Here is a 13,172-nt window from a genome sequence, read left to right as displayed (position 1 = left end):
GCCCTTGCTGTACTTTACCCCCTTTCTATTCCCCGATAACCCGGTTGTTGGGGGGGGGGGGGGGGGGCCCCCCCCCCCGGGCCGGGCCCACCGCCGCAACCGGACTATGCCAGGCGAATTCCACGATTCGGTCCGTTGCGGGGGGCATGGCACGATGCAGCTCATGTCCACCGCGCTGAACGGTCTCTGCCGCCACCCGATCGTGCAGGCCCCCATGGCGGGCGGAGGCTCCTGCCCCCCGCTGGCCGCCGCCGTCTGCGAGGCCGGCGGACTCGGCTTCCTGGCGGGCGGCTACAAGACCGCCGACGGCATGTACCAGGAGATCAAACAGGTCCGCGGACTCACCCGCCGGCCGTTCGGCGTGAACCTCTTCATGCCGCAGACCGGCCTGCCCGACCCGGCCGCCGTCGAGGCCTACCGGGGCCAACTGGCCGGTGAGGCGGGCTGGTACGAGGTGTCCCTCGCCGACGCGGACCCCTTCGGGCCGGCCGACGACGGGTACGAGGCCAAGCTGGCCATCCTCGTCGAGGACCCGGTCCCGGTGGTCTCCTTCACCTTCGGCTGCCCCGCCCCCGAAGCCCTGGACCGGCTCCGCCGGGCCGGCACCCGCACCGTGGTCACCGTGACCTCCGTCGAGGAGGCCCGTACCGCCCAGGACGCCGGGGCCGACCTGCTCTGCGTCCAGGGCGTGGAGGCCGGCGGCCACCAGGGCACCCACCGGGACGACCCGGAGGCCGACTTCACCGGGGTGGGCCTGCTGGCGCTGGTGGGACAGGTGCGGGAGGCGGTGGCGCGGCCCATCATCGCCGCGGGCGGGCTGATGCGCGGCTCGCAGATCGCCGGGGTCCTCGCCGCCGGGGCGGAGGCCGCCCAGCTCGGCACCGCCTTCCTGGCCTGCCCCGAGTCCGGGGCGCACCCGCTGCACAAGAAGGCCCTGACCGACCCGCTGTTCGTCCGGACCGAACTGACCCGGGCCTTCTCCGGCCGTCCGGCGCGCGGGCTGGTGAACCGCTTCATGCGGGAGCACGGACCGTACGCCCCGGCCGCCTACCCGCAGGTGCACCACCTGACCTCCGGGCTGCGCAAGGCGGCCGCGGCGGCCGGGGACCCGCAGGGCATGGCCCTGTGGGCGGGCCAGGGCCACCGGCTGGCCCGCTCGCTGCCCGCGGGGCAGCTGGTGGAGGTGCTGGCGGCCGAACTGGCCGAGGCGCAGAGCGCGTTGCGGGACCTGCGGGAAGGCCATGGCAACGTTGGCAGAGACGGAACGGACGACAGGAGTACCCCATGACCGCCCCGGTGTTCGTGGTCGAAGAGGTCCCCGCCGGGCCGCGGTTCGTGCTGGACGGGCCCGAGGGCCGGCACGCGGTGTCGGTGAAGCGGCTCAACCCCGGCGAGGCGGTCGTGCTGACCGACGGCCGGGGCGGCTGGGCGGACTGCGTGGTGGAGGCCGCCGAGGGCAAGGACCGGCTGGCCGTCACGGTGTCCGCGGTGTCCGTGGAGCCGGAGCCGGAGGTCCGGATCACCGTGGTGCAGGCCCTGCCCAAGGGCGACCGCGGCGAACTGGCCGTCGAGACCATGACCGAGACCGGGGTGGACGGGATCGTGCCCTGGCAGGCCTCCCGCTGCATCACCCAGTGGCGTGCCGACCGGGGCGCCAAGTCCCTGGCCAAGTGGCGGGCCACGGCCCGGGAGGCCGGCAAGCAGTCCCGCCGGGTCCGCTTCCCCGAGGTGACGGAGGCGCAGTCCACCAAGCAGGTGGCCCGGCTGCTGGCCGAGGCCGATCTGGCGATGGTGCTGCACGAGGACCGGGACACCCCCTCCGAGGCGCTGGCCACCGCCGAACTCCCGCCGGGGGGCTCGCTGGTGGTCGTGGTGGGCCCGGAGGGCGGGGTCTCCCCGGAGGAGCTGGCCGTGTTCGCGGAGGCCGGCGCCCGGCCCTACCGGCTGGGCCGCTCGGTCCTGCGGACCTCCACCGCGGGCACCGCGGCGGTGGCCGTGCTGCTCGCGCGCACCGGCCGCTGGTCCTGACCGGAGCCGCCGGTCCGGCGGGGCCGGTTACGATGCGGGACGACGCACAGCGACCACCAGCACGGGAGGCGACGGCCATGGCCGGCGAACCGCAGGCGGACTGCCTGTTCTGCAAGATCGTCACCGGGGACATCCCGGCGACCGTCGTGCGCGAGACGGAGACCACGGTCGCGTTCCGCGACATCAACCCGCAGGCTCCCACGCACGTCCTGGTGATCCCCCGGGCGCACTACGCCAACGCCGCCGAGCTCGCCGCCGGCGACCCCGGGGCCATGGCCGACCTGGTCCGCGAGGCCGGAGAGGTCGCGGCCCAGGAGAAGGTCGAGGACCACGGCTACCGGATCGTGTTCAACACCGGTGCGGGCGCCGGGCAGACCGTCTTCCACGCACACGCGCACGTCCTGGGCGGCCGCGGCCTGGAGTGGCCGCCCGGATAGAAGCCGCAGGCGGGACGGGCGGGGTGCCCGATAGCATCCCGCCATGTCCGCACGTGAATTCGTCGTCCTCGGCACCGCCAGCCAGGTGCCCACCCGGCACCGCAACCACAACGGCTACCTGCTGCGCTGGGACGGCGAAGGCATCCTCTTCGACCCGGGCGAGGGCACCCAGCGGCAGATGCTCCGGGCCGGGGTGGCCGCCCACGACATCAACCGGATCTGCGTCACCCACTTCCACGGGGACCACAGTCTCGGACTGGCCGGGGTGATCCAGCGGATCAACCTGGACCGGGTCCCGCACCCGGTGACGGCGCACTACCCGGCCTCCGGGCAGAAGTTCTTCGACCGGCTCCGCTACGCCACCGCCTACCGGGAGACCGTCGCGCTGACCGAGGCGCCGGTGGCCGAGGACGGCGTCCTGGCGACCGGACCCTCCTACACCCTCACGACCCACCGGCTCTCCCACCCGGTGGAGTCCTTCGGCTACCGGATCACCGAACCGGACGGCCGGCGGATCGTGCCCGGACTCCTCGCCCGGCACGGGATCAAGGGCCCGGACGTGGGCCGGATCCTGCGCGAGGGCGCACTGGACGGGATCACCCTCGACCAGGTCAGCGAGCACCGCCCCGGCCAGAGCTTCGGATTTGTCATGGACACCCGGCTGTGTGAGGGCGTCACCGCGCTCGCCGAGGGCGCGGACATGCTGGTCATCGAGTCCACCTTCCTCGACGAGGACGAGCGGCTGGCCACCGACCACGGGCACCTCACGGCGGGCCAGGCCGCCCGCACCGCCCGCGACGGCGGGGTGCGGCACCTGGTGCTCACCCACTTCTCCCAGCGCTACACCGACCCGGAGGAGTTCGAACGCCAGGCCCGCCGGGCCGGGTTCGAGGGCGAACTGACCATCGCCGCCGACCTCACCCGGGTACCGCTGCCCAAGCGCGCCTGAGGGGCCGGGCCGCGCCGCGCCGCGGCCGGGCGGGGTTCAGCCCCGGCCGAGCTCCCGCCCCGCGCGGGCGGCCAGGCCCGCCGCCAGCCGGGCCACCAGCGCGTCCGACACCTCGGCCTTCAGATTGGCCCCCGTGGTGCAACCCAGCACCACCTGTCCCACCAGGACCTGCACCGCCACCTCCTGGGACCGGTCCTCCCGGCCCCGGACCGCGTCCCGCCGCTCCCCGGCCGGCCCGGTCCGGACCGGGGTGCCGCCGCCCACCGAGGCCCGCAGGGCCGACCACAGCCGGTCGTACCCGGCCGCGGCCGTCGCCGGATAGCGGAACACCCACACCTTGCACATGGCGTACGGGCCGGGCTCGACCCCGGTCGCCAGGCTGGTGTGGCCGATCGCGGTCACCTCCGCGCACCAGGTCCGGCCGTGCTGCCGGCACTCGTCGTCGAAGAACCGGTTGTACGCGTCCGGGCCCGAGGCGAAGGTCTGCGAGGAGGACAGCTCCGAGCCCGGCGGCCGGCCGGCCAGCAGCCGGTGCGCCAGCCGGGCGGCGGGGGTCTGCGGGCCGTCCCAGGACAGTGTCCGGGTGGGGGAGGGGGTCGGTGAGGGCAGGGGGAGCTTCACGGACGGCCCGTCGTCCTCCTCGCCCGGTGTGCAGCCGGCCGCCCCGGCCAGCACCACCGCCACCGTCGCCGCGGCCGCCACCACGGCCCTCGCCCGCCCCACCCGTCCCGTACCCGGATCCCCCATCGACTGACGCCCCCTCGCATCCCTCGAAGCCCGTCGGGACCGCGAATCCTACGGAAGGAGGGCGCCGCTCCGCTGCCTTTCCCGCCGGGCCGCCGGGGACAGCAGCAGCACCCGCAACCGGTCCCGGCGGGGGAGCGGCCGCAGCCGCACCGGCGCGATCTCCAGCTCCGGGGAACCCATCCGCGGCACCGCCCCGGAAGGGGCCCCCGCGCCCGCCGCCAGCACCGCCGCCGGAGCACCGCCGCGCCGCCGCACCGAGCCCGGCACCAGCGGCCGGCCCGCCACCCGCAGCGCCACCGCGGTCATCGGCAGCGCCACCGCCAGCAGCAGCCCGCCCAGCACCAGCCCCATCACCGGGAACCCGGCCCCCTCGGCCAGCAGGCTCCCGGTCACCGGCCCGCAGGCCACGCCCAGCGAGGAGGCCGAACCGGCCAGCACCGCCCACCGGCCGCGCGGGTCCAGCGCGGCCGCGAGCCCGATCAGATACGAGAGCACCACCGGGTAGAGGGCGTTCCACAGGATCTCGCCGACCGCGAAGGACACCGGGGTGCGGGCGCCCGCCGCCAGCGCCACACAGGCCGCGATCAGCGCGGTGCCCACCCCGACCGGGACGGCCCGGCCCAGCCGGGACCCCAGCGCCGAGGCGGCGGTCACCCCGAGCAGCCCGGCGCCCAGCGCGGCCGCGAACACCATCCCGAGGGAGACCTCGGACAGGCCGGCCTGGTGCAGCCCGATCCGCCCGCTGACCCCCCACAGGGCGTTCTGCGCCAGCGACCACAGCAGCAGCGCCCCGGCCAGCACCGCCCCGGCCCGCGGATACGGCAGCCGCCCGGGGGCCACCACGCCGGTCCTCGGCGCGCCGCCGCCGGCCTGCCCGGATACCGTCTCCGGCCCCGGCAGCCGCCCGGTCGCCGGCCAGGCCAGCAGCGCCACCAGGGCGATCGCCGCGAACGGCAGCCCGTGCCCGCCGCCCAGCCTCGGCAGGGTCAGATAGAGCGCCCCGGCCGTGGCCGACACCGACAGCAGCCCCAGCGCGGAGGTCCGGTGCGGGTCCCGCTGCGCGGCGATCCCGGAGGCCGCGACGGCCGTCGCCGTCCCCGAACCGAAACCGCCCACCACCGCACCCGCCACCACCAGCGGCAGCAGCGGGGTCGCGGCCGCGACCGGATAGCCGGCCAGGGCCAGCAGCAGCCCGAGCCGGGCCAGCCGCCGCGCCCCGTGGCGCGGGATCCGGGAGGCCAGGGTGAAGCCGGCGGCGGCCGAGCCGAGCAGCAGCGCCGAACCGATCAGGCCGGCCTGGGCGGGGCTGAGCGGCAGCCCCGAGTCGAGCCGTCCGACCACGGTGGGCAGCAGGTACGGGGCCACGTATCCGGCCGTGAACAGGGCCACCAGGGGCCAGGCGGCGGGGTGCGCGGGGGTGCGGTCGGACACGCTGGATCCAGATGGTGCGGGCGCTGACGCCGGGAGCCGGGGAGGAACTCGCAGGACGAGTGGGGCCAATATGTATCAAGCGTCACGAGTGGAGGAGAAGGGCCGCCCGAGGGTGATCTGGGCCACACTTGGTTTCGCACCGCCGCGAGGCGGGCAAGGCTGGCAGCTTTCCACTCAGAAGGGGGAGTTCCCGATGACCGGTCGGAACGGCAGAGGCGCCTCGTTGGACCCGCTGGCCGGGCTGCGCACACCGCGCGACCCGGACTGCGACGTGTTCCTGACCGGGACGGTCTTCCTCGACATCATCTTCACCGGCCTGGACTCGGCACCGGTGCGCGGCACCGAGTCCTGGGCCAGGGGCATGGGCTCCAGCCCCGGCGGGGTCGCCAACATGGCGACCGCGCTGGCCCGGCTCGGCCTGCGCACCTCGCTGGCCGCCGCCTTCGGCGACGACCACTACGGCGAGTACTGCCGGGACGCGCTGGAACAGGGCGAGGGCATCGACCTGTCGCTGTCGCGGACCGTGCCCGGCTGGCACAGTCCGGTGACCGTCTCGATGGCCTACGAGGGCGAGCGGACCATGGTCTCGCACGGCCACGAGGCCCCGCCGCACGCCCGCGGCCCCGGCGACGGCACCCTCCCCGAGCACCCGCCGAGAGCCCGGGCGGCCGTGGCCTCGCTCTCCCCCGGCCGCCGGGAGCCCTGGATCGCCGAGGCCGCCGGCCGCGGGGCCCGGGTGTTCGCCGACGTCGGCTGGGACGAGAGCGGCGGCTGGGACCTGGCCGCGCTGGCCGACCTGGAGCACTGCGAGGCCTTCCTGCCCAACGCCGGGGAGGCCATGCGCTACACCCGCACCGACTGCCCGCGGGCCGCCGCCCGGGCGCTGGCCGAGCGGGTCCCGCTCGCGGTGGTCACCATGGGCGCGGAGGGCTCGTACGCGGTGGACGCCCGCACCGGGGAGACCGCGGAGGTGCCCGGCATCGCGGTGGAGGCCCTCGACCCCACCGGCGCCGGGGACGTCTACGTGGCCGGGTTCGTCACCGGCACCCTGGCCGGCTGGCCGCTCGCCGACCGGCTCGCCTTCGCCGGGCTGACCGCCGCCCTGTCGGTGCAGGAGTTCGGCGGTTCGCTGTCGGCGCCCGGCTGGGAGGAGGTCGCCCACTGGTGGCACTCCCAGGGCGAGCGGCCGGCCCGCTTCGCCTTCCTGGAGGACCTCCTCGGCCCCCAGCACGAGGCCCCGCCGACCGCCTCCGCCCGCCGCCGCGCGGTCCCCACGATCGGTTTCCGGCACTCCGCCTGAGCCGCCCGCCCGCCGGGACCGCGCCCCGGGCCGCGCCCCGGCCGCGCACCGGGCCGGCCGGGCGGCCCCGGCGGGCCCCGGAAAACCCCTCGGGCAACCCCCGGGCGCGTCGTACGCTTGGTATTCCAGAGGTCGTCGAACGGCGAGACCTCTCAACGGGAGGTATGTGCAGGCCAGAGAGCCGGCCCATGACTCAGACACCCACAGCCCAGACCCCCGCGCCGGGGCAGGCGCGAGCCCACTTCACCGTCCCCGCCAAGCATCCGATGGTGATGGTGCTCGGCTCGGGTGACGCCCTGTTGCGCGTGATCGAGAACGCCTTCCCGATGGCCGACATCCATGTCCGGGGGAACCAGATCAGCGCGGTCGGACAGGCGGCGGAAGTCGCACTGATCCAGCGCCTGTTCGACGAGATGATGCTGGTGCTCCGCACCGGGCAGCCGATGACGGAGGACTCAGTGGAACGATCCATCGCGATGCTCAAGGCGACCGAGAACGGCGACGGCCCGGAGGAGACCCCGGCGGAGGTCCTGACCCAGAACATCCTCTCCAGCCGCGGCCGGACCATCCGTCCCAAGACCCTCAACCAGAAGCGCTACGTCGACGCGATCGACAAGCACACCATCGTCTTCGGCATCGGCCCGGCCGGCACCGGCAAGACCTACCTCGCCATGGCCAAGGCGGTCCAGGCCCTGCAGTCCAAGCAGATCAGCCGGATCATCCTGACCCGCCCCGCCGTCGAGGCCGGCGAACGGCTCGGCTTCCTGCCCGGCACCCTCTACGAGAAGATCGACCCGTACCTGCGCCCGCTGTACGACGCCCTGCACGACATGCTGGACCCGGACTCGATCCCCCGCCTGATGGCGGCCGGCACCATCGAGGTCGCCCCGCTGGCGTACATGCGCGGGCGCACCCTGAATGACGCCTTCATCATTCTGGACGAGGCGCAGAACACCAATCCGGCGCAGATGAAGATGTTCCTGACCCGTCTCGGCTTCGATTCGAAGATCGTCATCACCGGTGACGTGACCCAGGTCGACCTGCCCGGCGGGACCAAGTCCGGGCTGAAGCAGGTGCAGGAGATCCTCGAAGGGGTCCCGGACGTCGCCTTCTCGCGGCTCACCTCCCAGGATGTGGTCCGGCACAAGCTCGTCGGCCGTATCGTCGACGCGTACGAGCAGTACGACAGCCGAAACGGGAAGTAGAGCCGAAGCGCACCATGTCGATCGACGTCAACAACGAGTCCGGAACCGAGGTCGACGAGCAGGCGATCCTCGACATCGCCCGCTACGCGCTCACCCGGATGCGGATCCACCCGCTGTCCGAGCTGTCCGTCATCGTCATCGACGAGGACGCGATGGAGCAGCTCCACATCCAGTGGATGGACCTGCCCGGACCCACCGACGTGATGTCCTTCCCGATGGACGAGCTCCGGCCGCCGTCGAAGGACGAGGAGGAGCCCCCGCAGGGGCTCCTCGGTGACATCGTGCTCTGCCCGGAGGTGGCCAAGCGGCAGGGCGAGGAGGCCCCGACGCAGCACTCCATGGACGAGGAGCTCCAGCTCCTGACCGTCCACGGGGTGCTGCACCTGCTGGGCTACGACCACGAGGAGCCGGACGAGAAGGCCGAGATGTTCGGTCTCCAGGCCGCCATCGTGGACGGCTGGCGGGGCGAGCGCGGTCTGACCGGGCCGTCGCCGGCGCCCACCGTCTCGTGACCGCCGCCCAGCTGATCACCGGGGCGGTCCTGCTGGTGATGGTCGCCTGGCTGGCGGCCTGCGCCGAGGCGGGCATCGCCCGGGTCTCCGGTTTCCGTGCCGAGCAGGCCGTCCGGGACGGCCGCCGGGGCAGCGCCAAGCTGATCCAGGTCGCCTCCGACCCGACCCGCTATCTGAACGTGGCCCTGCTGGTCCGGGTCACCTGCGAGATGGCCGCCGGGGTGCTGGTCACCTACGTCTGCCTGGACCACTTCGGCGAGAACTGGACCGCGCTGCTGGTGGCCATCGCCGTGATGGTGCTGGTCTCCTTCGTGGCCGTCGGGGTCTCGCCCCGGACCATCGGCCGCCAGCACCCGCTGAACACCGCGACCGCCGCCGCGTACGTCCTGCTGCCGCTGGCCCGGGTGATGGGCCCGATCCCGCAGCTGCTGATCCTCATCGGCAACGCGCTCACCCCCGGCAAGGGCTTCCGCAAGGGCCCCTTCGCCTCCGAGGCCGAGCTCCGCGCCATGGTGGACCTGGCGGAGAAGGAGTCGCTGATCGAGGACGACGAGCGCCGGATGGTGCACCAGGTCTTCGAGCTCGGCGACACCCTGGTCCGCGAGGTGATGGTGCCGCGCACCGACCTGGTGTGCATCGAGCGGTACAAGACGGTCCGTCAGGCCACCACGCTGGCGCTCCGTTCGGGGTTCTCGCGGATCCCGGTGACCGGGGAGAACGAGGACGACATCGTCGGGATCGTCTATCTGAAGGACCTGGTCCGCAAGACCCATGTGAACCGGGACGCCGAGACCGACCCGGTGTCCACCGCCATGCGGTCGGCGGTCTTCGTCCCCGACACCAAGAACGCGGGCGACCTGCTGCGCGAGATGCAGCAGGTCCGCAACCATGTCGCGGTGGTCATCGACGAGTACGGCGGCACCGCCGGCATCGTCACCATCGAGGACATCCTGGAGGAGATCGTCGGGGAGATCACCGACGAGTACGACCGGGAGATCCCGCCGGTGGAGGACCTGGGGGAGGACCGCTACCGGGTCACCGCCCGCCTCGACATCACCGACCTGGGCGAGCTGTTCGGCCTGGACTCCTTCGACGACGAGGACGTGGAGACGGTCGGCGGGCTCCTCGCCAAGGCCCTCGGCCGGGTCCCGATCGCCGGGGCCTCCGCCCTGGTGGAGCTGCCGGACGGCCGTTCGCTGCGGCTGACCGCGGAGTCCCCGGCCGGCCGCCGCAACAAGATCGTGACGGTGCTGGCCGAGCCGCTGCCCAAGGCCGAGGACGACGAGGAGGCCGCGGGATGACCCCGGCCGAGCTGCGGGCGTTCTGCCTGGGGTTCAACGCGGCGGTGGAGGAGTTCCCCTTCACCCCCGAGACCTCGGTGTTCAAGGTGCTGGGCAAGGTGTTCGCGCTGTCCGCGCTGGACGCGGAACCGCTGAAGGTCAACCTCAAGTGCGAGCCCGAGCAGGCGGTGCGGCTGCGGGCCGAGCACCCGGCCGTGGCGCCCGGCTACCACATGAACAAGAGGCACTGGAACACCGTGACGGCGGGCGGCCCGGACGGGCTGCCGGACCCTCTGCTGCGGGAGCTGATCGAGGACTCCTACGACCTGGTGGTCGCGGGCCTGCCCCGGGCGGAACGGCTCCGGCTGGACCGCCCCTGAGCCCGAACGGGACCAAGGTCACAGCGCTCCGGGCCCCTCAGGCCCGGAGCGCTGCTTATTGAGCGCTTATATTTGCTATCGCCAAGCCAGGGGGGATGGAGGGGAGAGCACCTCGGCGGGGTCGTCGCACGACCCCGCCGAGGCGCTCCATATGCTTCCGTCCATGACCGACACCACCGGGATCGACCCCGAGGACAGCAAGATCATCACGCTGGCGCGCAGCGCCCGCGCCCGCAACGGAGTGCCCGAGGGGGCCGCCGTCCGCGACGAGACCGGCCGCACCTACGTCGCCGGCACGGTCGACCTCGACTCCCTCAAGCTGACCGCCCTGCAGACCGCCGTCGCCATGGCCGTGGCCAGCGGCGCGCGCTCGCTGGAGGCCGCCGCCGTGGTCAGCGCAGCCGACGCCCCCGCCGAAGCCGACCGGGCCGCCGTACGCGACCTCGGCGGCCCGGACACCCCGGTCCTGCTGGCCGCCCCCGACGGCACCTGGAAGTCCACCACCCCGGCCGGCTAGAGGGCAGTCGGGCGGGCGGCGGGCCGCCTGATCACCATGGCCATCAGCGCGGCCACCGCGCACAGCGCCCCCGAGGCGTACCAGACCGGGTCGTACGAGCCGAACGCGTCCCGGGCCGCCCCGCCCAGGAACGCCACCAGCGCCGCGCCGACCTGGTGCGAGGCCAGCACCCAGCCGAACACGATCGCGCTGTCCTCTCCGTAGTGCTCGCGGCACAGCGCGATCGTCGGCGGCACCGTCGCGACCCAGTCCAGGCCGTAGAAGACGATGAAGAAGACCATCGGCAGGCGCACGCTCGGCGCCAGCAGCAGCGGCAGGAACAGCAGCGAGATCCCGCGCAGCGCGTAGTAGACGGCGAGCAGCCGGCGGGCCTCGAAGCGGTCGGTGAACCAGCCGGAGGCGATCGTGCCGACCACGTCGAACACCCCGATCACCGCGAGCAGCCCGGCGGCCGCCGTCACCGGCATCCCGTGGTCATGGGCGGCGGGCACGAAATGCGTCTTCACCAGGCCGTTCGTCGAGGCCCCGCAGATCGCGAAGGTGCCGGCCAGCAGCCAGAACGGCCCGGTCCGGGCCGCCTTCAGCAGCACCGTGACCGCCCGCCGGGCCGCCCCCGGCACCGGTGCCGGCTTGGCCGCGTACGTGCCCCCGTACGGGGCGAGGCCCACATCGGCCGGGTGGTCGCGCAGCAGCAGCCAGACGAACGGCACCACGGCCAGCGCGGACAGCGAGACGGTCACCGTGGCCGGCCGCCAGCCGTGGTGCTCCACCAGCCAGGCCAGCAGCGGCAGGAACACCAGCTGGCCGGAGGCCCCGGCCGCGGTCAGCACACCGGTGACCAGCCCGCGCCGCGCGGTGAACCAGCGGTTGGTGACGGTGGCCGCGAAGGCCAGCGCCATCGAGCCGCTGCCCAGCCCCACCAGCACCCCCCAGAACAGCACCAGCTGCCAGGAGGCCGTCATCCACACGGTGGCCATCGAACCCGCGGCGATCACCGTCAGCGCGCAGGCCACCACCCGGCGGATCCCGAACCGGTCCATCAGGGCGGCCGCGAAGGGCGCCGTCAGTCCGTAGAGCGCGAGGTTGACCGAGACGGCGAAGCCGATGGTGCCGCGCGACCAGTCGAACTCCCCGTGCAGCGGCTCGATCAGCAGCCCGGGCAGCGAGGCGAACCCGGCCGCGCCGATGATCGTCACGAACGCGACGGCGGCGACGAACCAGGCGCGGTGGATCCGGCCGGGCCGGCGCGGGGCGGGGCCGGGGGAGCCGGCGGGGGCGGGAACGGCTTCTGTCGAGGTCACCCGGTCAGCTTCGGGCCGCCCGGGCCGGCGCTCCAGTGGCCCGAACGCCATGGATCGATATGATCGGGCCATGGCCGCCCTCCCTCCCGCACCGCACCGCGTCGTGGTCCTCGCCCTGGCCGGACTGCTGCCCTTCGAGCTGGGCATCCCGCACCGCATCTTCGGCCGGGCCAAGGATCCGGCCGGCCGGCCGCTGTACGAGATCCTCACCTGCGCCCTGGCCCCCGGACCGGTCCGCACCGACGCCGACTTCTCGGTGCTCGTGGAGCACGGGCCGGAGCTGCTGGCCACCGCCGACACCGTGGTGGTGCCCGCCTCCTACGAGCTCGGGCCCGCCTACGAGCAGGGCCGGCTGGGCCCCGAGACGGCCGCCGCCCTGGCCCTGGTTCGCCCCGGCACCCGGCTGGTCTCCATCTGCACCGGCGGCTACGTGCTGGCCGCCGCCGGACTCCTGGACGGCCGCCGGGCCACCACCCACTGGGCCTCCGCCGAGCACTTCCAGCGGCTCTTCCCGGCCGTCCGGGTCGAACCCGACGTGCTCTACACCGATGACGGGGACGTGCTGACCTCCGCCGGGGTGGCCGCCGGGATCGACCTCTGCCTGCACATCGTGCGCCGCGACCACGGCTCCGCGGTGGCCAACGACGTGGCCCGGCGGACCGTCGTGCCCCCGCACCGGGACGGCGGGCAGAGCCAGTTCGTGGAACGCCCGGTGCCCGCCCCCGGGCTGTCCGGCACCACCGCCGCCCGCGCCTGGGCGCTGGACCGGCTCCACGAGCCGCTGCGGCTCACCGACATGGCCCGCCAGGAGGCCATGTCGGTACGGACCTTCACCCGCCGGTTCCGCGAGGAGTGCGGGATCAGCCCCGGCCAGTGGCTGGTCCTCCAGCGGGTGGACCGGGCCCGGCACCTGCTGGAGTCCACCGCGCTGTCCATGGAGCAGGTCGCCCACCGCACCGGTTTCGGGACCGCCCAGTCGCTGCGCAAGCACCTCCAGGCGGCCCTCGGGGTCAGTCCGACCGCCTACCGCCGCACCTTCCGGACCGGCACCGACCCCGCCATGACCTGATGGGCCATCAGTCGGT

General features: G+C 74.1%; 14 protein-coding genes. 11 read left to right on the top strand and 3 right to left on the bottom strand.

Annotation, left to right across the window (positions count from 1 at the left end; genetic code table 11):
* Positions 1-163: 163 nt before the first annotated feature.
* The 4 genes from ACZ50K_RS03425 (at position 164) to ACZ50K_RS03410 (ending at position 3,414) form a co-directional block, all read left to right on the top strand.
* Positions 164-1,288 carry a nitronate monooxygenase gene (locus ACZ50K_RS03425; protein ID WP_468896883.1) on the top strand — a complete coding sequence of 375 codons (1,125 nt, stop codon included), beginning with the start codon at positions 164-166 and terminating at the stop codon, positions 1,286-1,288.
* Positions 1,285-2,028, top strand: a complete 744-nt coding sequence (locus ACZ50K_RS03420) for a 16S rRNA (uracil(1498)-N(3))-methyltransferase (RefSeq protein ID WP_468896882.1) — start codon at positions 1,285-1,287, stop codon at positions 2,026-2,028. Before ACZ50K_RS03425 ends, ACZ50K_RS03420 begins: the two co-directional genes overlap by 4 nt.
* Positions 2,029-2,105: 77 nt before the next feature.
* Complete coding sequence (locus ACZ50K_RS03415; protein WP_468896880.1) at positions 2,106-2,465, top strand: histidine triad nucleotide-binding protein; 360 nt, start codon at positions 2,106-2,108, stop codon at positions 2,463-2,465.
* Positions 2,466-2,508: 43 nt separating this feature from the next.
* On the top strand, positions 2,509-3,414 hold the full coding sequence (locus ACZ50K_RS03410; protein ID WP_468896878.1) for a ribonuclease Z: 906 nt from the start codon (positions 2,509-2,511) through the stop codon (positions 3,412-3,414).
* A gap of 36 nt (positions 3,415-3,450) precedes the next feature.
* Here the strand turns inward: ACZ50K_RS03410 and ACZ50K_RS03405 are convergent, their stop codons facing one another.
* Positions 3,451-4,137, bottom strand: a complete 687-nt coding sequence (locus tag ACZ50K_RS03405) for a hypothetical protein (protein WP_468896876.1) — start codon at positions 4,135-4,137, stop codon at positions 3,451-3,453.
* Positions 4,138-4,209: 72 nt separating this feature from the next.
* On the bottom strand, positions 4,210-5,592 hold the full coding sequence (locus tag ACZ50K_RS03400; protein WP_468896874.1) for an MFS transporter: 1,383 nt from the start codon (positions 5,590-5,592) through the stop codon (positions 4,210-4,212).
* 193 nt (positions 5,593-5,785) lie between these two features.
* Here ACZ50K_RS03400 and ACZ50K_RS03395 point away from each other — a divergent pair, with 193 nt between their 5' ends.
* The 6 genes from ACZ50K_RS03395 (at position 5,786) to ACZ50K_RS03370 (ending at position 10,786) form a co-directional block, all read left to right on the top strand.
* Positions 5,786-6,892: a PfkB family carbohydrate kinase gene (locus ACZ50K_RS03395; RefSeq protein WP_468896872.1), complete on the top strand. Its 1,107-nt coding sequence runs from the start codon at positions 5,786-5,788 to the stop codon at positions 6,890-6,892.
* Positions 6,893-7,080: 188 nt separating this feature from the next.
* On the top strand, positions 7,081-8,097 hold the full coding sequence (locus tag ACZ50K_RS03390) for a PhoH family protein (protein WP_468896870.1): 1,017 nt from the start codon (positions 7,081-7,083) through the stop codon (positions 8,095-8,097).
* 14 nt (positions 8,098-8,111) lie between these two features.
* The gene (ybeY, locus tag ACZ50K_RS03385; protein ID WP_468896868.1) at positions 8,112-8,609 is read left to right on the top strand and encodes an rRNA maturation RNase YbeY; all 498 of its coding nucleotides are present in this window, start codon (positions 8,112-8,114) and stop codon (positions 8,607-8,609) included.
* Positions 8,606-9,910: a hemolysin family protein gene (locus ACZ50K_RS03380; RefSeq protein WP_468896866.1), complete on the top strand. Its 1,305-nt coding sequence runs from the start codon at positions 8,606-8,608 to the stop codon at positions 9,908-9,910. The genes ybeY and ACZ50K_RS03380 overlap by 4 nt, the downstream gene beginning before the upstream one ends.
* Positions 9,907-10,269: an MmcQ/YjbR family DNA-binding protein gene (locus ACZ50K_RS03375; protein WP_468896864.1), complete on the top strand. Its 363-nt coding sequence runs from the start codon at positions 9,907-9,909 to the stop codon at positions 10,267-10,269. Before ACZ50K_RS03380 ends, ACZ50K_RS03375 begins: the two co-directional genes overlap by 4 nt.
* 163 nt (positions 10,270-10,432) lie before the next feature.
* Complete coding sequence (locus tag ACZ50K_RS03370) at positions 10,433-10,786, top strand: cytidine deaminase (RefSeq protein ID WP_468896862.1); 354 nt, start codon at positions 10,433-10,435, stop codon at positions 10,784-10,786.
* Here ACZ50K_RS03370 and ACZ50K_RS03365 read toward each other — a convergent pair.
* Positions 10,783-12,138, bottom strand: coding sequence for an MFS transporter (locus tag ACZ50K_RS03365; RefSeq protein ID WP_468896860.1), 1,356 nt, complete (start codon positions 12,136-12,138; stop codon positions 10,783-10,785). The genes ACZ50K_RS03370 and ACZ50K_RS03365 overlap by 4 nt on opposite strands.
* A gap of 19 nt (positions 12,139-12,157) precedes the next feature.
* Between ACZ50K_RS03365 and ACZ50K_RS03360 the strand changes: the two genes are divergently transcribed.
* The gene (locus ACZ50K_RS03360) at positions 12,158-13,156 is read left to right on the top strand and encodes a GlxA family transcriptional regulator (RefSeq protein ID WP_468896858.1); all 999 of its coding nucleotides are present in this window, start codon (positions 12,158-12,160) and stop codon (positions 13,154-13,156) included.
* Positions 13,157-13,172 lie beyond the last annotated feature (16 nt).

The organism is Streptomyces sp. NPDC033845 (assembly GCF_055576225.1).
The sequence above is the reverse complement of the archived record's forward strand: the minus strand, read 5'-3'. Positions and strand labels throughout refer to the sequence as shown.